A 22,998-nucleotide genomic window follows, 5' to 3' on the forward strand; every position below is an offset into this window, starting at 1 on the left:
CAATGCAAAAATTATTAAGTCTTTTATGTACACTTATTGTGGGACTGTGCCTTGCGCAGTTTACTGCAAATGATGTAAAATTTTTCGTGGGAACAGGTTCTCAAACTGCCTATTTTGTAGCAGATTTCAAAGATGGAACTGATGACCGATCTTACGTCTGGGGAGTAAGATTTAATCCGGGGCAGAATATAACCGGGCCTCAAATGCTTCAGATGATCAAAAGTGCAGAACCTGCTTTTGATTATATTTTAACGTTTAATAACGGGTTTCTTGATAAGGTTAGTTTTAATGACCATTCTCAACAATCAACACCGGACTGGTGGAGTTTATGGCGTGGTAATGATACGAACAGCTGGTCTTCAGTAGGATGGATGAACAATGGAACGATATTAAACGGCCAGTGGTACGGTGCATCTTATGGATTCAGCAATCCTACAGCACAAGCACCTGCTACGCCAATTCCTGCATACAGTTCTTTATGGTACGATTCCTCTCAAATTACCAACTGGATTGGCACCGGATCTAATAAAAGCTTAGTTGTTATAGATTTCGGAACTGATAATTCTAATGGAAATGCTAATTCATTTGTCTTTGGAATTCAATACAATGGAACGATTACTGCTGAACAGGCTTTGCAGTTGATTCAGTCACAAGCTTCTTATTTTACCTTTACCTCAACCAACAACCAAGTTTCCGGTCTTTCACTGAATAATCTCACTGGAAACACTTCCGGATCAAACAGCTGGAAATTGTATAAGGGAAATGATATCTCAAGCTGGCAGACACAGTCCGAGCTTTCACAAATTCAATTAACCAATAACAAATGGCTTGGATTAAGTTTCGGACAAAGAAGACCTTTTACTCCTACTGAAGCATCTAATGCAACACTGGGTGTTTCTACTGTCAATAAGAAAATTTTAAGCATTTACCCTAATCCGGCAAGTGACTTCATTCAGATTGACAGTCCTGAAAATGTGAAGGAAGTAAATATCTATTCTGCATCGGGTCAGAAAGTAATGACAGCGCAGGCAACTAAGATCAATATTCAGTCTTTAAGTTCAGGGGTTTATTTTGTTGAGATTAAAACCTTAAGCAATTCAGTACTCCATAAAATGGTTAAGAAATAGAAAAAAGAATATTTTTTCAACCCTAAATACACGATTTTTTTATTCATGTATCATGGTAAAACAAAAACGCACCCGGTTGGGTGCGTTTTTCATTTGATTTAAAATCAATTATTTTTTTTCTGTAGATCTCTGTAAAACCTCATCTACCATTCCGTAGCCTTTAGCCTCTTCAGATGTCATCCAGTAATCTCTGTCAGAAGATTTTTCAACCCACTCATAAGTTTGTCCTGAGTGGTGCCCGATAATTTCATAAAGCTCCTGCTTCAATTTCAACATCTCTCTAAGGTTGATTTCCATATCAGAAGCCACTCCCTGAGCCCCTCCTGAAGGCTGGTGAATCATGACTCTTGAATGCTTCAGCGCAGAACGCTTTCCTTTTTCACCTGCCACCAATAATACAGCTCCCATAGAAGCAGCCATACCGGTACAGATCGTTGCTACATCCGGCTTAATGATCTGCATGGTGTCATAAATACCTAAACCTGCATAAACACTACCCCCTGGAGAGTTGATGTAGATCTGAATATCTTTTGACGGATCTGCACTTTCTAAGAATAAAAGCTGTGCTGTAACAATGTTTGCTACCTGATCATCAATCCCTGTTCCAAGAAAGATAATCCTGTCCATCATCAAACGGGAGAAAACGTCCATCTGAGCAACGTTTAATCTTCTTTCTTCCATAATGTACGGAGTAAGATTCGTTGGCCCATACATTCCCATATACTGATCGGTTACCAAACCGTTGTTTCCTAAATGCTTTACAGAGAAATCTCTGAAATCTTTTTTAATGTCCATATTTCTATTATGTATTATTTTAAACAAATATTTTCAAAGTTTAAATTACAATATTTATTCCTAAAATTTTATAGGACTTTTTGTCACAGAATATAAAATATTGTCTATAAACTATCTATTTCTATCTCCATAGATCCCTTTGATCGGGGAATATTCGATAATATTACTAAGTCTTATTGAAGCCTGTTTCAGCAAAGTGATCTTCTTGATCAGTTCATAATATTTTCCTTCATCGGTATTGCTGTACTGATCCAGCTCTTTTGCTGTCTCTGTAATCAGATAATCAATGTACCGGTATTTGTGCAGTAAAACATCCCCCTGAATCTGATCCGCCACCTTATCTCCATAATTGGGAGGATAGATGTTTCTGGAAGCCCAGTTTTCAAGATCATCCAGCGGTATCAGTGCATCTACTACTTTGGTTGTGATTTCTTCATCCATAAAAGATACAAAAAAGTTTCCGCTTCTAAGCTCATCTTTCTGAATTCCCTCTCTTACCTGATTGATAATAATCTCATTTTCTTTGACTAAAAACGTATACTGTTCTTCTTCAAAATGATGAAGAATTTCTTCAATAACTGTAATCTGGTACTCTTCATTTTGTTCATTTCTGCGTTTCAGGACAATATCCCCAAACATCAGCATATGATCTACCAGCTTATTCTCCATAAACAGTACTCCAAACAGGAAAGGATCTTCTTTCTCTTTATCCAGAGGGACAATCTCCATCTTGGGAGCCGTTTTATCCTTCTGCTGCTGCTGAACATGGCTCGTCTGATTCTGGGTAATCTGCTTCTGAACATCCAGTTCGTTGAAAAGGCTCTGCTCAGAAAGTCCGAACTTATTCGAAACCTCCTTAAGATATACCTCCCTTTTCAGGGCATTCTGTACAAAGGAAACCGATTTTACAATATCCCTTATCGCTTCAGCCTTTTTAATAGGATCATTTCCTATATCTCTCAACAGGATTTCCGCTTTAAAGTCGATAAAATCCATCGCTTCATTTTCGATGTATTTTTCAACGTATTCCTGCGGATGTTTTCTGGCAAAAGAATCCGGGTCATCTCCATCAGGGAACAGTAGTACACGGATATTCATGCCTTCTGTCAAAAGCATATCGATACTTCGGAAACTGGCTTTAATACCGGCATTATCTCCGTCAAAAAGTATGGTTACATTTTCCGTAAGCCTCTTGATCAGTTTAATCTGCTCAGTCGTCAGCGAAGTTCCGGAGCTTGCTACCACATTTTCTATCCCGGACATATGAAGTGAAATCACATCCATATACCCTTCTACCAAAAGACAGGCATTTTTTCTTGAAATAGCCTGTTTACTTTGGTTTAACCCGTAAAGAACATTGGATTTATGGTAAATCTCCGTTTCCGGAGAGTTGAGATATTTTGCTGTTTTTACATTATTCTTAAGAATTCTGGCTCCAAAACCTAAAACTCTACCCGAAAAACTATGAATTGGGAAAATAACCCTTTCACGAAACCGGTCAATTCCTGCCGGTGAATTTTCAGGGAAGATAGAAAGTCCTGATTTTTCAAGAATATCTTTGTTATAGCCTTTCTCCAGCGCATACGCTGTAAAAGCATTTTTCTTTTCAGGAGAATATCCAAGCTGGAATTTCCTGATGATATCATCCTTAAGCTCTCGTTCTTTAAAGTAAGAAAGACCTATACTTCTGCCATCCTGCTCATCCCAAAGTATCTCCTGAAAGTAAGTGTTGGCGACCTCGTGGATCTTATATAAAATATCTTTTTCGGTCTGGGCATTCTTTGCTTCCTCAGAAATTTCACGTAAATCCTCTTCTATTTCGATTCCATACTTTTTAGCAGCATGACGAAGAGCTTCAGGATAAGTAAAATTCTCAATTTCCATCAGGAAAGAGATCGCTGTTCCTCCTTTTCCCGTAGAGAAGTCTTTCCAAATCTGCTTACTTGGCGAAACGACAAAACTTGGCGATTTTTCTTCATGAAAAGGACTGAGTCCTTTAAAGTTAGACCCCGCTCTTTTCAACTGCACATATTCCCCTACAATCTCTTCTACCCTGATTGTGGAGAATATTTTATCTATCGTCTGCTTAGAAATCATGCTGTAAAATTAAGTATTTTTATGTAGAATTCGGAAGCTTTTGAATAAGAGAGTTTGAGAGCCGGAAGTTAAAAGAACCTGAAAAAGGAAGCCTATCAGGCTTTATAAGTAATAAAATAATAGGATACCTTTGCTTATTCGGTACTTATAACTATTTCACAACACTGCTACTCTTGCATTCTCAAACTTAAAATTTCACTATTTTTGCAAACAAATTAGCTTATGCAGTTCACTATTAATACAATCGAAGACTGGCAGGAAGTTGTCACTACCATCCTTCCGGAATTGAAACATAACATCCTTCTTTTAAAAGGAAATCTGGGTGCCGGGAAAACTACTTTCACGCAGTTTCTTCTTAAAAATCTGGGAAGTACGGATGAAGTAAACTCCCCTACCTACTCTATTGTCAACGAATATATGACGCCTAAAGGGAAGATCTATCATTTCGATCTTTACCGCTTAAAAAACATTGAAGAAGTATATGATATCGGGATTGAAGAGTATCTTGACAATTCCTTTCTGTGCATTATAGAGTGGCCGGAAGTGTACGAAGAAGAGCTTTACGGGCTCAACTACCACACAATGAGTATTGTGAATACGGGTGAAAACAGAGAAGTTTCATTCGATTAAATATTATGTATCTTTGCTCATTAATTAAGTATAAAAACAATCTGTAAGACATAATTTAATTTAAGGATGAGTACAAATATTTTTACTCCTTTCACAGAAGAAGAATTGATGCCGAAAGAGGAAAAATTGGAGGTTATAAAAAAAGGAAAACAGTTCAGTATTGGGATTCCTAAAGAAACCTGTCTCAACGAAAGGAGAACCTGCATTACTCCTGACGCCGTACAGGTGTTGGTAGAACATGGTCATGAGATCATTGTGGAGGCAGGAGCCGGAGAAGGTTCATTTTTTACAGATTTACAGTATTCTGAATCTGGAGCAAAGATTACCACTGATCCTAAAGAAGCTTTTGGACAGGATCTTATTTTAAAAATTAATCCTCCTACCGAAGATGAAATTGATTATATGAAACCAAATACCTATCTGGTTTCAGCACTTCAGATCAACCTTCGGGATAAAAATTACTTTTTAAAACTTGCGGAGAAAAAAATAAATGCTATTGCTTTCGAATTTATCGTTGACGAATACAAACAGCTGGCATTGGTAAGATTAATCGGTGAAATTGCAGGAACAGTTTCTATTCTCTATGCATCGGAACTTCTCGCTTTATCCAACGGATTAATGCTGGGTGGTATTACAGGAGTAAGACCAACTGAAGTAGTGGTTCTTGGAGCCGGAATTGTGGGTGAATTTGCTACAAAAGCAGCCATAGGATTAGGAGCCAGTGTAAAAGTTTTTGATAATTCATTATCTAAACTGAGAAGACTTCATACAATAGTTGACAGCAGGGTTCCCACTTCTATCATAGACCCCAAAGAACTCAGTAAAAGTTTAAGACGCGCTGATGTAGTGATAGGAGCTTTACCAAGATTAAATATGACTCCTATTGTAACTGAAGATATGGTCATGAAAATGAAAAAAGGCAGTGTCATCATCGATATTACAATAGACAACGGTAAGGTGATTGAAACATCAGAACTGACAACTATGGAAGACCCATATGTCATCAAACACGGTGTTATCCACTGCGGACTTCCGAACCTTACATCCAGAATGCCAAGAACTACAACAAAGGCAATTTCGAATTTCTTCCTTTCCTATATTTTAAATTATGATGAAGAAGGCGGTTTTGAAAATATGCTGATCCGCAAAAACGAAATGAAGCAGAGTTTATATATGTACAAGGGAAGACATACTAAAAAGATCATCTGTGACCGTTTCGGACTTACGTACCACGATATCAATCTTTTAATTTTCTAATGAAAAAACTGAAATTTTATGCAATAGGCTTCGTTCCGGGGTTGTTGCTTGTATTTTTTATTTTAAACAAGAAAGGAGCAAGCTGCAGCGGTTATTTACCGAACAGCCGTGTGATTGCAGAAACACTTTCTAAAGAATTCAAATACTCTGAAGACTTTAAAAACGGAATGACTACTTACAAAATCAATGAAAAATTTGTAAAAGACAGTATCATTACCAAAGGAAAAGTAGATTTTGACCGAAGCAATGCACAAAAACAGCCTTGCCCGGACTATCTGATCTCTTATCCTGAAAAAAATCCATCATACGAGATCACTTTTGAAAAGTGTGAAGAAACCGTGACTTTAAACAGTCTTAAGAAAATTAGATAGTTTTCTATAACTGATACGATATGGAAGGCAATTACTACATGATTCATGATTATCTGATATTCATCGGAGTTTTTGCCATTTTCCTTTTCCTGACAGCAAGTATTTATCTGTTCAGCCAAAGCCAGAAACTGAAACTGAAAAATGCCAAACTGTCAGAAGCCAATAAAATCATTGAGCAGCGACTGAATGAAGTCCGTCTGGAACATATCGGGACCAAACTGAATCCGCACCTCTTTAAAAACATTCTTAACTCCGTTCAGTCTCATGCCTACCAGACTTATATGTCTCTGGATAAGCTGGCCAACGTTCTGGATTACATTTTGTATGAAAGCAACAATAAGTTTGTTAGCCCAAAAGAAGAACTGCACTTTGCCTTGAGCCTGATTGAAATTAATAAAATTAAAATAAATCCCCTTTTCGACTTCAGGATTAAATCCAGGATCAACAAATCTGACTCTGTATACGAAGAAAAGGTATTTGCTCCTCTGATCTCTGTGGATCTGATAGAAAATGCTTTCAAACACACAGATTTTCTTGCCCCGGATTCTTTTATTTCCATCTATATGGAGCTTGAGAACGGTATTTTCACAATGAAAGTCAGTAACAAAGCTTCCCAGAAAAACATTCTTGAAAAAGAAAAAAGTGGTTTCGGGAGCCAGTCTTTTGATCAAAGGCTTAAAATGATCTACACTACTTACTACCAGCTGGAAAGGAGTTCCAAAAATGGAATCTTCACCGCTGAATTAAAAATCAATTTAGGAGAATTCTATGGTAAAATGCGTTATTCTGGATGATGAACTGCTTGCAATAAGCTATCTGAAACTTCTGTGCGGGCAAATTGACGATGTAGAAGTGGTAAAAGCATTCAATGATCCTAAAATTTTCCTGAAAGAAATTGAGACTCTCGACTGCAATCTCTGCATCCTGGACATTGAAATGCCCGGAATGACAGGCCTTCAGGTTGCCGAGTTGATTTCCGGTTCTAAAAAGATCATCTTCACGACCGCTTACAAAGAATATGCAGCAGAAGCTTTTGATCTTAATGTAGTAGATTACGTAAGAAAACCCATCAAAAAAGAACGACTGATTCAGGCTTTTGAAAAGGCTAAAGAACAAATCAGCACTGTTCAGAAAAAAACCTTTATCGAATGGAATACCAACATCGGCAAGACCATTATCCCCACCGAACAGATTGTCTACATCAAAACGTCTGAAATTGACAGCCGTGATAAGGATATTACCCTCAATGATGGTACAACCATTGTATTGAAAAATCTTAACTTCAAAAATCTTCTTGAAATGCTGCCTGCCAGAGACTTCGCACAGGTAAATAAAAAAGAGATTATCGCCCTGTCTTCCATCAAGGTATTTACCACCAACGAAATCATTACAACAATCCTTACCGAAGGAGAGAATTTTCTGAAACTTCAGATTGGAGATACTTATAAAAGCTCACTGATGGAATTATTCGGAAAATAGACTTTTCAAACATTTCCTGTTTCATTACAGAAAGACTCTGCTTCATTACACTCTCTGTTTTTGAGACCTCCTGCAAACGTACTTTTGTTCGATATTAAATGATTAATAATGAAAAAGGTTATTTATGCTGTGGGGATTATCATATCCGGACTGTGTTTTTCTCAGGAAACCCCTTCAAAAATTAAGGCTTCATTCTTTGAGGGAATTGCAGTTGCCGGATATGTAGATCACGGTGCTTTCATCAACTTTACCGGTCCAAACGTAAATGCTTCCTACAAAGGATTCAAATTCATTATCGGAATGCTTCCTTCTTTGAGAATAAAGGAAGATCAATCTCCCGGGGCGAAAAACAGTGCCATAACCCCTAATCTGGGTGCAGGACTTACAATGGTTTATAAAAAAATGGTTGTTCAGATTCCTGTTTATTACAATACCAAGACCGCTACACAGGACGGCAGCTGGAAAATAGGAGCCGGAATCGGATATTCTTTCAAATAGATTTTATTACATTTTTTGAAACCTTCATTACATTTTAATAAAAAGGACATTTAACATAACTATATTCTTATCAACTTTGCAAAAAATATTGGAATCATGAATTGGGGAAAATACAGAAATTTAATTTTCTATATCATTACTATAGCAGCCTTTTCCTGTCTGATGTACTACTTTATCATAGAAGGACAGACGCTGGAAATCAAAGAAAATATAGTTGCTAAAACAAGCAGCGGCTCTACCTGGGAAAACTTCCAGGAGTCTTTTAAAACGAATCTTCACCATCCTCTGGCATTATTACTGGCACAGATTGTTACCATCATTATGACCGCCAGGCTTTTCGGATGGATCTGTATGAAAATCAAACAGCCTACCGTAATCGGAGAAATGATTGCCGGGATTGTATTGGGGCCTTCACTTGTAGGGATGTATTTCCCAGAATTTTCCGCTTTCTTATTCCCGAAAGAATCTTTAGGCAACCTACAGTTTCTGAGTCAGATAGGTCTTATCCTCTTCATGTATATTGTGGGAATGGAGCTGGATCTTAGTGTGTTAAGAAAAAAGGCACATGATGCTGTTGTGATCAGCCACGCCAGTATTATTATCCCTTTTGCCTTGGGAATTGGGCTTTCTTATTTTATTTATCGTGAGTTTGCTCCTGATGGTATTCAGTTTACGTCCTTTGCCCTGTTTATCGCAATCTCAATGAGCATCACAGCCTTTCCGGTATTAGCAAGGATTGTACAGGAGAGGAACCTTCAGAAAACCAAATTAGGAACCATTGTTATTACGTGTGCCGCAGCTGATGATATTACGGCATGGTGTATTCTGGCAGCCGTTATTGCCATTGTAAAAGCAGGTTCTTTTACAAGCTCTATTTATGTTATTCTGATGGCGATTGCCTATGTCTTTTTAATGATTAAAATAGTAAGACCTTTCCTGAAAAGGATTGGCGATCTTCAGGCTGGCAAAAATACAATCAGCAAGCCAATGGTTGCTATTTTCTTCCTTACCCTTATTCTTTCTGCTTACGCTACTGAGGTTATCGGAATTCATGCTTTGTTTGGAGCGTTCATGGCTGGTGCTATTATGCCGGAAAATGCAAAATTCAGAACGCTTTTCATTGATAAAGTTGAAGATGTGGCATTGGTATTACTTCTTCCATTATTCTTTGTATTTACAGGTCTTCGTACACAGATCGGCCTTTTAAATGACAGCCACCTGTGGATGACTGCAGGGTTCATTATTCTGACTGCAGTTATTGGAAAGTTTGCAGGAAGTGCATTGACCGCCAAATTTGTCGGCATCAACTGGAAAGAGAGTTTAACAATTGGAGCATTGATGAATACCAGAGGCTTAATGGAACTTATTGTACTGAATATAGGATATGATCTTGGAGTACTAAGCCCTGAAATATTTGCAATGCTTGTCATTATGGCTTTATTTACCACGTTCATGACAGGTCCTGCTTTAGACTTTATTAATTTTATTTTTAAATCTAAAAAAGAACATCCTGAACCTGTTCATGACAATGACTCCAAATACCGTGTTCTTTTGTCCTTTGATAAACCTGAATCCGGCAGCACACTGCTAAAACTGGCACATGACTTTACTAACAAAATGAATGGCAATAAAAGTATTACCGCCATGAATATTGCTCCGGTAGATGAAATGCACGCTTATGACAGTAATGAATATGAAGACTCACAGTTTCAGAATGTGATCGAAACGTCTCACGAACTGAATCTGGAAGTCACTACCCTGTTTAAAGCTTCAACCGATATAGAAAATGACCTCACCAGCATTACCAATAAAGGACATTATGACCTTCTTCTGATCATGCTTGGAAAATCAATGTACGAAGGAAGTTTGTTAGGAAGATTATTAGGTTTTACCACTAAGATCATTAATCCTGAAAAGCTTCTGAACACCGTAAAAGGCAAAGGGAATATCTTCAACAACTCACCTTTTGACGATTTCACGCTTCAGATTTTAGATAAAGCCAATATTCCTGTAGGCGTATTGGTGGAGAAAGATTTCAAAGCGGCAGATAAAGTATTTGTCCCAATCTTTAACCTGAGTGATTTTTATCTGCTTGAATATGCCAAAAGGCTTATTAATAACAACAATTCACAGATCATTATTCTGGATGCTGCGGGACAGATCCGAAACAATATTGAAGTGAAAGAGCTGATAAGAAGTATTGAGCAGGTAGCTCCCAATCATATTACATTGTACAATGAAAAAAAGATTGAAAAAGAATTCCTGAACTCACAAGATCTGATGCTTATCAGCAGTAAAAGCTGGAAAAGCCTGATTGATACGAAGAGTCTCTGGCTGTCTGACATACCTTCCACTTTAATTATTTCAAATCCATAACACACACCGATATTTCTATTTCCAGAAGAAGCTGTTAAATATTATTCGTTGCCTGTAAAGAAAAACGAGTATATTTACAGCTTCTTTTTTTGAGACGTACTGATTAACAGTGACAACGGCGGAATAAAAAGAGATAAAGGCTCTGATCCCTATCCCTGAAAATTCTCCATCCAAAAAAAGATAAAACCATATCCAGGCTGCTTTTTTAAATTTCCATGGGGAAATAAATGGTCAGTACATGACCTGTGAAGTAACAGCCGCCCGATGGTAATACGTTTGATGAAGGGGGATAAATAAAATATAAAATAACCAAAGAATAAGATCGTACTATGTGCCGATATGCCATGATGGTTTACAAAGGTCATTATGCCTGCTTTAACTGCCAGAAAACATTTAAACGCCGTATATTAAAAGATGCGAACAAAGATGCCGTTACTTCAGTGGAAGCCAAATGTCCTGAATGTGGAAATCTGATGGCCAATATGGGCCTGGATTTTGAATCTCCGGCAAAAAATGATCACAAACAATGGGCACATATCAGAAATCTGTATACTGTAGGGATCACCTTCCATTCATGTGGCTGTTCCGGTCCCGGTTATATTCCACAAGACCATAAAGCCATCATCTCCTATCTCGAAAAGATCCGTTCAGACTATATGCATTCACTTGTATTCTGGAGATACCGCATTGAACCTGAAAATAAAAGGGAGCGCGAACTGGACTATCAAAAAAACGGCTCCCATCTATGGACTGTCAGCCGTAATGCCTTTAAAGAGACAGTCTCCAATCAGGAAGGGATCAATTACTGGATCGCAAAGATAAAAGAAGTGGAGGAACGGCTTAGCATGATCCGGCAATCAAAATAATCATGCAAATCCCGCATCATAGCATGTATATCCGGAAACTTTTTACTTTATTTTTTATTTTAGCCACGAAGGGATTTTACATTATAAACTTTAAGTAGATCCTAGCCGTCTAAGAGGCAGAAAATTGCAGGACCTGACAAGTTGGCTATAAGGCCTGTCCCCTAAAAATACACCACGCAGTGAAAAAGTTTCTGTTTAGAAAAATAATCTTTTGTAATGTTTGCCATACGAATGGCCTTCAACAGATCAGCCCACCCGGTACACGGGCAGGCTTCTCCATTAAAAAAAAACTGATAGGAAAATAATGGTCAGCAATACCGCGGTCACTCTTTTTTTGAAGAAGCCCCGCGGCCATATGAAAACCAATAATCTGTAATGATCCGATTTACTGGATCGCGGAAAAAATAATATTGAAACTTCTCACCCCGGCAGTGAAACCACCTAAAGCAGCAGGATTACGGTAAGCTCCCACCCAGATGACCTCTCCCGGGTCAAGAATCATAGTCCCTGTAACACTCAGGTTTTGGGAGGTCTGGCCAGGAGAACCGGCCGAAGCCACCTGGCTCCCTCCATGTATAGAGAGACCAGACCCTGCAAAATCAGTCATGTTTTCCATCGTTAATGCTGCTGACATCAGGAAAACCCCTCTTTTAGACACCGTAAACCGGCTGTGAGCGCTATCCCAAGTTCCAATGCTGCTGTCTGCATTAATGTTGACAACAGGAAAACTAAGCGTGGTCTCAGGTGTTGCCGGAAATATAGTAGCGTCCGGATTTCCGCTTGCATTAAAGGCGGTGACTACCGCAGGCGCCCTCACCACATCAATAAATTTCACCCATACTGATCCGTTAAAATAAAAATATCCCCGGTTAACCACGGCAACGGTCTTGTCACTTGTTTCGGTTACCGCCAGCCCTTCCGTCACATACACGATAGCCCCCGTTTGGTTTGCCCCGTAAAGACCATCTTTTGCCTTAAGGGCACTCCCGGTAATTCTGGGTGCCAGAAAACCATCCGGCTTGGTAGCAGCACCCGGAGTAGAGGCCACATCCAACGTAGCATAGGGAGTGGTTGTATTGATACCAATTTGGGAACATACAAATGCATATATGCACATAAGCCCGGTTATCATTATTTTTTTCATAATATAAGTATTTAATAAAATTAGAACGATAATTGTTTGTATAAAAATCTGCTGTAAAAGTAAGATAATGAAAAAGCCCTATCAGGAAAATGGCTGTCATTATTCGGAATAATGACAGCTATTCACTATTGATAAATACTTAAAAATAAGCGCATTATAAATATAACAAAAACACATAGCGCCTTAGTAAAAAGGCTGCCACTATCCGTGAAAAGTGACCCAACATTTTTTTGAATCGGTGGAGTCTGACCACACAATCCGGATGGTTCTGATATGCTCCTGTACCTGCAAAATATAACTTTCCAAAATATTCCGGAAGCTCCCTATAGGGTCAGTATTATTTTTAGAATTAACGATATTCCGGCCATGGCAGGTATCAGAACTAATGAATCTCAGAAAAGATAATATTAATTGTTCTGGCCCCTACTGTAAATCCTGAAGTTCCAGCATTACGGCGCGCACCTATCCATATAATGTCACCGGGATTAAGAATCATGGAGGCCATGTTACTTACTTGTATTCCAGCAGGGGAAGAGGTACTTCCCCCAGCAGGAGTACTAGTAGTTGACAACTGACTTCCTCCATGTATGATGATAGCGCATGCTCCAAAATCCGTAATATTTTCCATTCTTAAGTTTCCTGAAATAAGGAAAACCCCCTTTTTATATACCGTGTATTCATTGGTTGTACTGTTCCATGATCCGATAGAAGAATCGGCTGCAATATTCACAACGGGGAAGTTAATCTTATTTTCGGGGAATGGAGGAATTACAGTCCCCAGATCCGGATTTCCCTTGGAACTAAAAGCCATTACCATTTCCGGCTCCTGCACTACGTTTTCAAACCTCACCCATGCGGTTCCGTTAAAATAAAAATATCCGGGATCAATAACCGCACGGGTCTTTACACTGGTATCCGCTGCAGCAAGGCCTTCTTTAACATAAATGATGGCACCTTCCTGATCAGGTCCATACGCCGCATCTTTTGCCTTAAGCTCGGCTCCTGAAAGCCTTGGAGCCATAACCCCCTCCGGTTGGGAGGTCAGGCCAGCATTGACCCTTACATCAAGGGTGGCAGACGGAGTATTTGTATTGATTCCAACCTGAGAGAACATTAATGCAGAAGCCCATAAAAACCCTGCAATCATTATCTTTTTTTTCATCATAAAGTATTTTTTCAAATTATTTTTCATCATAAAAAAGCATCCAAAAATAACCTATAGCAAAGGATACGGCAATAAAAAGGCTGTCACTATTCGCGAATAATAACAGCCTTTTTATTAATTCAGTATACCTTTAAATAAATTATACAAATAAACACCAGGTAAATCTACTGATTCCTATAAGCGCTGCAGAGTGCTCCTTATTTGGCTCTCATTCTCTATTTATATATTGAAGCTTACCTTTAGTTAGTTTAGACGACTCAGTCTTTTGTTTCTTCTGTGATTTACACAGTCTGAAAACCCCTTCCGGAATCATCAGATAAAATTCTTTGACGGCAGCAAATAGTTTCCTGTGACCCCGTCAAAGAATTGAAAAATGAAAATTTAAACTAAGACTTTCTCATCACTTTAGTAGCACAAAATTATAGTGATGTTTTTTTACCCGCAAGAAAGTATCTGTCAATATTCGGGAATATTAACAGCCTAAAAAAGTGGATCACCTGCCTCTGATACTAGTAAATTGCTTTTATATAACGGTAAATAAAATCTTAATCTTTATAAGATAATATCTGTTATTATTCGGGAATATTAACAGTTTAAAGCATGATATAAGATTGAAAAATAATAAAAAATTACGGGGTCTTCCACTCTGCTGCTTTCTATTTCCAGCAAAACATTTATATACCCATCACTCTTCATGGACCAATTTTCCTCCAACTGTTATTATAAAATAAAGTCCGGACAGCCACTTTTAAAGTACCCGAACGAAATCATGAAAAATACAGGGCGCATTGGTTTTCAGCAGAACTCCAATAAGCAGTCCCGTAATGTGTACATATGCATATATATTGTATGCATATTGTATGCATATTGTATGCAGGAAGCAACAACCTGTAATCTGCAGGCCGCCTCTTTCCTGCAAAGAAAGTCCCGTAATGCTATTTTCATAATAACAGATGAAGAATCCCCCCATCACTTACCCCTGATATCCAATACAATATATTTAAATACAAATCTCAATAAAAATGAATAAAACGATTTCTTCAACTGCTTTTTACTGAAATAATTTCGTAATTAAATCATATGAAAAGAATGTTTTTCAATTACGGTTATAAAGTATAAATAAATCCTAAATTATTTACATAAAAGCTCTATCAGCATGAAGAAAAATTAGTGTATGCATATTGTATTTACGCCATGCAATATAGACATCCGTACAGAATTATTGTACAATAGTAAATGTATCATTTCTTTCCCGGATATGGTAAACCGGTAGGCTTCGGCGATTTGTTCATTCACATTGTACTTTCCTGCCACAGAAGTGAATTATACAGTTGAAATTATAACATTCTATATCTATAAAAACAGTAAATAATGAAAATAACAGAACATTTAGAAAAGTATATCGGTAAAATATCCAGAAGAGCAGATATAAAAAATAAAAGATATAATCATACTATATCCTTTTACGATAACATTCCATTTGGAGGGACACGAACTTATACAACATTAGGATTGAACAGGTATTTCACAGATTATAGCATAGAATTTGTCTTGGTTTGCCTCTCACAATATAACGAGAATGAAATTGCATCGTTTTTAACAGCTTTTTCAGAATATCTAATTGACAATAAAAAGGGAGTCCAAAAGGGAGATGTGATATCCTTTGATTTTACGATGACTTCTGAAACCCAAATGGATTCTTTGTATTTCACTTTCCCATTTTATTTTTACGACGATTTACAGCAATTAGAATTAGAAGACAAATCTGTAATTTTTCTACTCATAGTTCCAATTTACAGGGAAGAAGCTGATTTGATAAGGGAGAAAGGATGGGATCTCTTTGAAGAATTTATGGAAGAAAAGACAGTGGATGATCTTTGGGATTTAAAGCGAGAGCCCTATATCTGGTCATTTTAAATTGGTCATTTTTACAAAAAACCATGAGAAAGTTATTCCGGATTTACTGTGACTTTGAAGAAAATTGAGCAGGAGAAACTGAATGGATAGCCCTCCTTGTGTTGATACGAGCATCATGCTCTCTTCCGAAATGCAATCAAGACTGATATAGGAAGGTAAATAATCCTATATCTTTTCTTAGTATAGCTAATTTAGAAGTAGTGTTTGGTGATAACGGATATCAGAAAACCATTAAGGAAAAAGAAGTAGAATCAGCAGAACTTCTGATGGCAGAGCTGCCAAAGCAAAGTATAAACAAAGAAATCAATCAGGATGGTTTGGATCTGATCAGTTATAAAGTATCTTCCAACAAAATTGAAATTGATTTCCAGTTTGCAGGCGACGTTACCACTTTAGAGCTGGAACAAAAAGGCAGTGATGTGAAAAGAACCATTACCCACAGTGCTGATTAGGCCTTTATAGATGCTATCCATATATAATTTAGATAAGAAATTTTTAAAGTTTAAAAAAAATTTTATACCTTCGCTTCGTGAATTTCAACAACGGAACATATTATTATAGAATTTTTAACTCAGAACTGGGATAGGGATTCTTATGAACATAACTTACAACCTCGTCCTTGACGAGGTTTTTTTATTTACAAAAAGTTTAAAAGATGAAAATAGGTATTATCGGAATAGGATTAATCGGAGGTTCAATGGCTTTGAAGCTGAGAGAAAAAGGCATTGCGGACTTCATCTATGGAATTGATAATGATAAACAGCATATTGATGAAGCCCTGGAATTGAAAATAATTGATGCCGGAGCTGACCTTGAGCAAGGTGTGAAAGATTCTGATCTCATTATTATTGCCATTCCCGTGGATGCTGCCCGAAAAATACTGCCGGGAGTTTTGGATCTTATATCAGACCACCAGACGGTGATGGATGCAGGTTCTACAAAAGCAGGTATCGTAAAAGCCGTAAAAGACCATCCTAAGCGATCAAGATTTGTAGCCTTTCACCCGATGTGGGGTACAGAAAACAGCGGTCCAAAATCAGCTATTGCTGAAAGTTTCTCGGGAAAGGCCGGAGTGATCTGCAATAAAGAAGAATCTGCAGAAGATGCATTACAAACGGTTGAAAAAATAGTTGAAGCTTTAGATATGCACATGATCTACATGAATGCAGAAGACCATGACATCCATACCGCTTATATTTCCCACATTTCCCATATAACCTCTTATGCCCTTGCCAATACCGTACTGGAAAAGGAACGCGAAGAAGAAACTATTTTTCAGCTTGCCAGCTCTGGTTTTTCAAGTACCGTACGTTTGGCCAAATCTCACCCTGAGATGTGGGTTCCAATCTTTAAACAGAATAAGGAAAATGTACTGGATGTACTGAATGAGCATATCACCCAGCTCAGAAAATTCAAATCTGCTCTGGAAAAAGAAAACTATGAATATCTTGAAGAGTTGATCACTAATGCCAACAGAATCAGAGGAATTTTAAGATAAAACATCCCGCGGAGAAACTGAAGATTTATTTCATTTTCATCTGCCTTATTTCAATTTTTAAAATTTAGTTTTTAAAGTACATAAAACATTTGATTTTCAAATCAATACTACAAAATACTATAATCCCTTCAGAATAACAAGAGTGGTACTTACTGTATGCAGATTTTGTTATTCCGAAGGAATTTAAACTTATCTATTCAGAAAAGATATTCTTAGATTTATAACACTACTACTTCTACATATTTATTCATCTTACTGGAAGTCTATTTCATCTCGAAATTTTTCTTTCTTCTGGTCTTTTTTACAATTAATTTTAATAAAATTAAAAAACATTTTAACTTTATTAAAAAAAGTATTACTTTCGTAAAAAAATAATCCATGAAGCTACCCATAATCTGTCCAAGTTGTGATCATACCCTGAACGTAAGCCAAATGAAATGTCCGAGCTGTAAAACGGAAGTCAGTGGTGATTATGAACTTCCTGTTCTCCTGAAACTAAACCGTGAAGAACAGGATTTTATTCTCAACTTTTTCTTATCCAGCGGAAGCATTAAAGAAATGGCCAAACAGGCTAACCTTTCTTACCCGACTATGAGGAATAAAATGGATGACCTTATTACAAAGATTAATCAACTAAAAACTAACCTGTAAACTCATTCTAATGAACTGGAAAACCATTTTTAATCCATTTGAAAAATTTGATGAAAAACTACTCCTGTTGATAGGTATTCTCACTGTAATTATTTCTATTATAGCAGGATATTGGACAGGTACTACTTTCTCAAGCATATACAGAATAAGTAATTTAAAAGAAATTTCTTTTCAAGCCATAGCTATTTCTACCTTAGCCAGTTTTTCGTCTTCCATTATTATTCTTTTTATACTGGGTAAAATCTTAAATAGTAAAACAAGGCTTATAGATATTATCAATACCGTCTTAATTTCACAGCTTGTCCTGGTTATTTTACAACCTGCTTATAAGATTCCCTTTATAGATTCTGCTAAAAAAAACATGGCCGCCTACTCGAAAAATCCTACTGATTCTATTCCACTAATAGATATGTCGATGATGATGATGATGGGCATATTCAGTATTCTGGTTTTAACTTATAGCATTGTAATTTTTTATAACGGCTTTAAAACAGCCACCAATATCAAAAAATGGCAGCATATCGTTCTGTTTGCAGTGGTATCACTGATCAGTACTATAATCTGCCAGATCATAACGACTAACTTTATTTAACAATACCATGAAAATCAAATTATTATTCGTGCTGGTCTTTCTGGCACACCTTTGTCATGCCCAAATTGAAGGCATCTGGAACGGAGAACTGGACATCCAAAGTATGAAACTTCCTGTAATCCTCAAGATTAAAAAAGAAAAAGAAGGCTACACTTCGTCTCTGAGCAGTCCAAAGCAGAGCAAGGAATACCTCTATTCAGAAAAAACTGCTTTCATTAATAATGAACTTAGTTTCGAAATCCAAAAGATAAATGCTTCTTATAAAGGGACATTTAAAGACAATCATTTTGAAGGAAACCTTACCCAGAAAGGTAAAAGCTTACCTTTAAATTTATTCAGAGAAGTACAAAAAACTACAGATATTCCTTATCTCAATGGAAAAGCAATCAACACAAAAAAAATCGACAGCTTTCTGGATTATATCGCTGAAGAAAATCAGGGCATCGGAAGTGTATCTATTTTCAGAAATGGTTCTGAAGTCTACCGTAAAGACTTTGGCCAGAAGCAGCTAAAAAATGTCACTCATGACAAAAACACCTTATATCAGATAGGCTCTGTCAGCAAACTTATCACTGCTGTTATGCTTCTTCAGCTGGTAGAGCAGAATAAACTCAGCCTGAGTGACAAACTTTCAAAATTTTATCCCGAAATCCCTGATGCTGAAAACATTACTATTAAAAGCATGCTTAATCATACCAGCGGATTGGGAGATTATGTAGGAAAATCTATTGAAAACAATTGGCTTTTTGGAAAACCGGTCGGTGATAAGGCTATTATTGATGTTATAATAAAAGATGGCGTAAGTTTTAAGCCAGGACAAAAAATGCAATACTCTAACTCAGCTTATTTCCTATTAAGCAGAATCCTGGAAAAATTATACAACAAGCCTTACAATGTAATTTTAAAGGAAAACATCTTGAAAAAAGCCAATATGAAACATACTTTTTCAGTGCTTGATAATGTTCAGAATATTTTTAAATCTTATGAATTCTCCAAAGGCAATTGGGTTAAAGTGAAGGATTTTGATTTTCATAACTGCATAGGATTGGGAGATATCGCATCTACTACGGAAGATATGAATATCTTTATTAACGCATTATTCAATGGACAGTTCATTGATGAAAATACTCTGAAAATGATGATTTCAGATGAGAATGAAAAAATATTCGGGACCGGAATCATTAAAATGCCATTCTATAATATTATATCCTACGGTCATGGTGGTGATACAGCCGGTACTCACTCCACTGTATCTTATCAGCCGAATGATAAACTATCCTTTGCTATAACTGTGAATGGTAAAAATTTTCCACACAATCAATTATTCCTGGCTGTCCTGAATTTGATATATGACAGGGACTATGAATATCCTGTATTTGAAGCAGACAAAACAACTTTACCAGCACAGAAAAAATAAGCTGATATAGCTTACACTGAATGGAAAAACACAGTTGTTCAACAAAAAATAAATTTTAAGTTTTAGCTAAGCAGGCTATGTAAAATATTATAAAAAAATCCTTAGATATGGACTGCCCCTAAAAAGTGTCTAACTTTTTGGGGGCAGTCTAATAATAATCCAAGGATTTTATATTTTTAAAATGATTGGTTCTAGCACTCAGGAACGTTAACGGCAATAGCCAGCCCTCCTTCAGAAGTTTCTTTAAAACGATCACTCATTGCCTGAGCCGTTTCCCACATCGTCTGAATAACTTCATCCAACGTTACTTTTGCTTTAGCAGGATCACTTTCCAAGGCAATATTGGCTGCCGTAATGGCTTTTATAGCTCCCATTGTATTTCTTTCAATACATGGGATTTGTACAAGACCTTTAATAGGATCACAGGTTAGTCCAAGATGATGCTCCATTGCGATTTCTGCTGCCATAAGCACTTGCCCTACACTTCCTCCTAAAATTTCAGTAAGACCCGCTGCAGCCATTGCTGAAGACACTCCTATTTCTGCCTGACATCCTCCCATAGCTGCAGAGATGGTTGCATTTTTCTTAAATAACGTTCCAATTTCCCCTGCCACAAGCAGAAATCTTACAATATCATCTTCACTTTTGAATGACGTAAATGCCTGTGCGTACATCAAAACAGCCGGAATTACTCCGCTCGCCCCGTTAGTAGGAGCTGTAATAATTCTACCAAAGCTTGCATTTTCTTCATTCACAGCTAATGCAAAACACGCGATCCATTTATTAATATTGGTAAAGTTCTCCTCAGCATCTATTACAAGTTTGAACCATTCGTCTTTATTTTTGTAGATCTTATCACCAAGAAGTTTTCTGTTAATTCCCGCAGCTCTTCTGGTAACATTTAGTCCACCGGGAAGGATACCTTCTTTATTTACGCCTTTATAGACACATTCTTTGATCTGGCTCCAGATATATAAAGCTTCCTTTCTTGTTTCTTCCTGAGATCTCCAGCTTTCTTCATTGATTAAGATAAGATCTGAAATTCTGCTGAATCCCAGTTTTTCACAATATTTTACAATATCCGAAGATTTATGACAAGGATATAGGGTACGTACACACTCCTTTTGAATAGAGTTTTTTTCCTGGCTCGCGATAAAACCTCCTCCTACAGAATAAAAATCCTGAACAAGCTCTGTTCCATCTTCAAAAACCGCTCTAAAGATCATTCCGTTTGGATGAAAATCGAGTGATTTTTGCATATTCAGGACCAAATGATATCCATAGATAAAGGGAATTTCCTTCTCTCCACCCAGGTTAATAATCTGCTCTTTTTTTATCTTTTCTATTTTTTCGTCAATTTTGGAAGTATCGATGGTCTTAAAGTCCTCTCCATTTAGCCCAAGCATTCCTGCGATATCCGTTCCGTGTCCGATACCGGTTTTGGCTAGAGAGCCAAAAAATTCAAGGAAAACCTCCTTCACCTCTTCAATTGACCTTTCTCTTTTTATAATTCTGATAAATGCAGACGCTGCATTCCAGGGCCCCATCGTGTGTGAACTGGACGGGCCTATTCCTACTTTAATAATCTCAAAAACCGATATAGATTCCATAAATGATTCTTCATTTTCCTCAAAAGCAAAGATACATGATAAATCTTAATAAAAATCAGGATTTAACTGTGCTTTGGTGATAATTTAGGAACAGGAGAACATCACATCAGGCTTTCATCGTGCTGAGAAAGGTCCAGCCCCTTATTCTCGGATTCTTCAGATACCCGCAGCGTAATAATAGAATCAGTAATTTTATATAGCAGCAATGATCCGAAAAAAGTAAAACAGGAAACAAGAATCAAAGCAGCCATGTGATGAAGAAATACATTAATTCCTCCATGAAGGAGACTTGCCTTTTCACCATGAGCAAAAACTGCTGTCAGAATCATTCCCATAATTCCTCCTACTCCATGGCAGGCAAAAACATCCAGTGTATCATCTACCTTTTTTAAAGCTTTCCAGTTGACCATTACATTAGAAACTACAGCGGTTAAAAATCCTATAAAAAGGCTCTCCCCGATACTTACAAATCCACATCCCGGCGTGATCGCTACCAATCCTACTACAGCTCCAATGCAGGCTCCCAGTGCTGAAACGCTTCTACCATTGATTCTGTCAAAAAATATCCATGTCATCATCGCAGATGCTGATGCAATAGTAGTGGTTCCAAATGCTGTAGCCGCAGAAGCAGAAGCACTGAGTGCCGATCCTGCATTAAAACCAAACCAGCCAAACCAAAGCATTCCGGTTCCTAAAAGCACATACGGAATATTGGATGGTTCATGATGGGGATTTTTTCTGTTTCCTACTACCAAAGCTCCTGCAAGCGCCGCAAAACCGGCACTCATATGCACTACGGTTCCTCCTGCAAAATCTTTTACTCCAAAATATTTGTTCAGAAGGCCATCAGGATGCCAAACCATATGACAAAGCGGGGTATAAATGAAAATGCAGAAAAGAACAATAAACAACAGATAGGAAATGAAACGTACCCTCTCTGCAAAAGAACCTGTGATAATGGCAGGGGTAATGACTGCAAATTTCATCTGAAAAAGGGCAAAAAGTATAAAGGGAATGGTAGAAGCCATCTGAGAATGAGGCAGGCTTCCTACCTTATTGAAAAACGGATAGCTCAAAGGATTACCTATAATCCCGTAATGGACACCTTTAAACGAGAATCCAAGCGATTCTCCAAAAGAAAGGGAAAACCCAACGACCACCCATAAAATAGAGATCACCCCTAAAGCAATAAAGCTCTGAAGCATCGTAGAAATCACATTTTTCCTTCCAACCATCCCTCCGTAAAAAAACGAAAGCCCCGGGGTCATCAGCAATACAAGTCCTGCAGCAGCCAAAATCCAGGCTACATCTGCTCCCACAATCTTATCTTCACTTAAAAACTCTCCGGTATTGGCAACATCCGAGGATGGATTCCAGAATAAACCTCCGACAGCTACCAGTGAAATAACCGAGAATGAAACGATCCATTTTAATCCTATTTTCATAAAATTCATATTTAACCCTATCAAATTTAAATATAAATTCTGAAAAAATTAATTTTTCAACAG

At 37.4% G+C, this 22,998-nt stretch carries 21 protein-coding genes; 15 read left to right on the forward strand and 6 right to left on the reverse strand.

Features of this window, described 5'->3' with window-relative positions; all coding sequences use genetic code 11:
* Positions 1-2 precede the first annotated feature (2 nt).
* The gene (locus AC27VX_RS08275; protein WP_488694992.1) at positions 3-1,127 is read left to right on the forward strand and encodes a T9SS type A sorting domain-containing protein; all 1,125 of its coding nucleotides are present in this window, start codon (positions 3-5) and stop codon (positions 1,125-1,127) included.
* A 108-nt stretch (positions 1,128-1,235) separates the two neighbouring features.
* Here the strand turns inward: AC27VX_RS08275 and clpP are convergent, their stop codons facing one another.
* Both clpP and dnaG read right to left on the reverse strand, forming a co-directional pair.
* On the reverse strand, positions 1,236-1,922 hold the full coding sequence (clpP, locus tag AC27VX_RS08280) for an ATP-dependent Clp endopeptidase proteolytic subunit ClpP (RefSeq protein WP_034726592.1): 687 nt from the start codon (positions 1,920-1,922) through the stop codon (positions 1,236-1,238).
* Between the two features lie 111 nt (positions 1,923-2,033).
* Positions 2,034-4,019, reverse strand: a complete 1,986-nt coding sequence (gene dnaG, locus AC27VX_RS08285; protein ID WP_488694995.1) for a DNA primase — start codon at positions 4,017-4,019, stop codon at positions 2,034-2,036.
* A gap of 222 nt (positions 4,020-4,241) precedes the next feature.
* Between dnaG and tsaE the strand changes: the two genes are divergently transcribed.
* The 8 genes from tsaE to AC27VX_RS08325 all read left to right on the forward strand — a co-directional run bounded on the left by tsaE (position 4,242) and on the right by AC27VX_RS08325 (position 11,496).
* Positions 4,242-4,649, forward strand: coding sequence for a tRNA (adenosine(37)-N6)-threonylcarbamoyltransferase complex ATPase subunit type 1 TsaE (gene tsaE / locus AC27VX_RS08290; RefSeq protein ID WP_488694997.1), 408 nt, complete (start codon positions 4,242-4,244; stop codon positions 4,647-4,649).
* Positions 4,650-4,715: 66 nt separating this feature from the next.
* Positions 4,716-5,906 carry an alanine dehydrogenase gene (locus AC27VX_RS08295; protein WP_488694999.1) on the forward strand — a complete coding sequence of 397 codons (1,191 nt, stop codon included), beginning with the start codon at positions 4,716-4,718 and terminating at the stop codon, positions 5,904-5,906.
* Positions 5,906-6,277, forward strand: a complete 372-nt coding sequence (locus AC27VX_RS08300; protein WP_236858030.1) for a hypothetical protein — start codon at positions 5,906-5,908, stop codon at positions 6,275-6,277. The genes AC27VX_RS08295 and AC27VX_RS08300 overlap by 1 nt, the downstream gene beginning before the upstream one ends.
* A 20-nt stretch (positions 6,278-6,297) precedes the next feature.
* Positions 6,298-7,071 (forward strand): histidine kinase, encoded by a 774-nt coding sequence (locus tag AC27VX_RS08305; RefSeq protein WP_236858029.1) that lies wholly within the window; start codon positions 6,298-6,300, stop codon positions 7,069-7,071.
* Positions 7,046-7,756, forward strand: a complete 711-nt coding sequence (locus tag AC27VX_RS08310) for a LytR/AlgR family response regulator transcription factor (RefSeq protein WP_488695002.1) — start codon at positions 7,046-7,048, stop codon at positions 7,754-7,756. Before AC27VX_RS08305 ends, AC27VX_RS08310 begins: the two co-directional genes overlap by 26 nt.
* A 108-nt stretch (positions 7,757-7,864) precedes the next feature.
* Entirely contained in the window at positions 7,865-8,254 is a 390-nt protein-coding gene (locus AC27VX_RS08315) for a hypothetical protein (RefSeq protein ID WP_300685088.1), read from the forward strand.
* Between the two features lie 96 nt (positions 8,255-8,350).
* The gene (locus tag AC27VX_RS08320) at positions 8,351-10,630 is read left to right on the forward strand and encodes a cation:proton antiporter (protein WP_300685090.1); all 2,280 of its coding nucleotides are present in this window, start codon (positions 8,351-8,353) and stop codon (positions 10,628-10,630) included.
* A 329-nt stretch (positions 10,631-10,959) separates the two neighbouring features.
* The gene (locus AC27VX_RS08325; protein ID WP_236858025.1) at positions 10,960-11,496 is read left to right on the forward strand and encodes a hypothetical protein; all 537 of its coding nucleotides are present in this window, start codon (positions 10,960-10,962) and stop codon (positions 11,494-11,496) included.
* 385 nt (positions 11,497-11,881) lie between these two features.
* Here the strand turns inward: AC27VX_RS08325 and AC27VX_RS08330 are convergent, their stop codons facing one another.
* Together AC27VX_RS08330 and AC27VX_RS08335 are read right to left on the reverse strand one after the other, a co-directional pair.
* Positions 11,882-12,640 carry a hypothetical protein gene (locus tag AC27VX_RS08330; RefSeq protein ID WP_488695005.1) on the reverse strand — a complete coding sequence of 253 codons (759 nt, stop codon included), beginning with the start codon at positions 12,638-12,640 and terminating at the stop codon, positions 11,882-11,884.
* Positions 12,641-13,022: 382 nt separating this feature from the next.
* Positions 13,023-13,802 (reverse strand): hypothetical protein, encoded by a 780-nt coding sequence (locus tag AC27VX_RS08335; protein ID WP_300685096.1) that lies wholly within the window; start codon positions 13,800-13,802, stop codon positions 13,023-13,025.
* A gap of 1,374 nt (positions 13,803-15,176) precedes the next feature.
* Here AC27VX_RS08335 and AC27VX_RS08340 point away from each other — a divergent pair.
* The 6 genes from AC27VX_RS08340 (at position 15,177) to AC27VX_RS08365 (ending at position 19,880) form a co-directional block, all read left to right on the forward strand.
* Positions 15,177-15,722, forward strand: coding sequence for a suppressor of fused domain protein (locus AC27VX_RS08340; RefSeq protein WP_236858022.1), 546 nt, complete (start codon positions 15,177-15,179; stop codon positions 15,720-15,722).
* Positions 15,723-15,922: 200 nt separating this feature from the next.
* Positions 15,923-16,174 carry a hypothetical protein gene (locus AC27VX_RS08345; protein WP_300685100.1) on the forward strand — a complete coding sequence of 84 codons (252 nt, stop codon included), beginning with the start codon at positions 15,923-15,925 and terminating at the stop codon, positions 16,172-16,174.
* A 203-nt stretch (positions 16,175-16,377) separates the two neighbouring features.
* Positions 16,378-17,220, forward strand: a complete 843-nt coding sequence (locus AC27VX_RS08350; RefSeq protein ID WP_236858020.1) for a prephenate dehydrogenase — start codon at positions 16,378-16,380, stop codon at positions 17,218-17,220.
* 378 nt (positions 17,221-17,598) lie between these two features.
* Positions 17,599-17,871, forward strand: coding sequence for a DUF2089 family protein (locus AC27VX_RS08355; RefSeq protein ID WP_488695008.1), 273 nt, complete (start codon positions 17,599-17,601; stop codon positions 17,869-17,871).
* Between the two features lie 10 nt (positions 17,872-17,881).
* Complete coding sequence (locus AC27VX_RS08360; RefSeq protein WP_488695010.1) at positions 17,882-18,463, forward strand: YIP1 family protein; 582 nt, start codon at positions 17,882-17,884, stop codon at positions 18,461-18,463.
* A gap of 7 nt (positions 18,464-18,470) precedes the next feature.
* A complete protein-coding gene (locus AC27VX_RS08365) occupies positions 18,471-19,880 on the forward strand; it encodes a serine hydrolase domain-containing protein (RefSeq protein WP_236858017.1) in 1,410 nt (469 codons plus the stop codon).
* 191 nt (positions 19,881-20,071) lie between these two features.
* Here AC27VX_RS08365 and AC27VX_RS08370 read toward each other — a convergent pair whose 3' ends face one another.
* Both AC27VX_RS08370 and AC27VX_RS08375 read right to left on the reverse strand, forming a co-directional pair.
* Entirely contained in the window at positions 20,072-21,490 is a 1,419-nt protein-coding gene (locus AC27VX_RS08370) for an L-serine ammonia-lyase (protein ID WP_488695012.1), read from the reverse strand.
* 101 nt (positions 21,491-21,591) lie between these two features.
* The gene (locus tag AC27VX_RS08375; RefSeq protein ID WP_236858015.1) at positions 21,592-22,935 is read right to left on the reverse strand and encodes an ammonium transporter; all 1,344 of its coding nucleotides are present in this window, start codon (positions 22,933-22,935) and stop codon (positions 21,592-21,594) included.
* Between the last annotated feature and the right edge of the window lie 63 nt (positions 22,936-22,998).

The organism is Chryseobacterium sp. 14P4.3.2 (genome assembly GCF_057799275.1).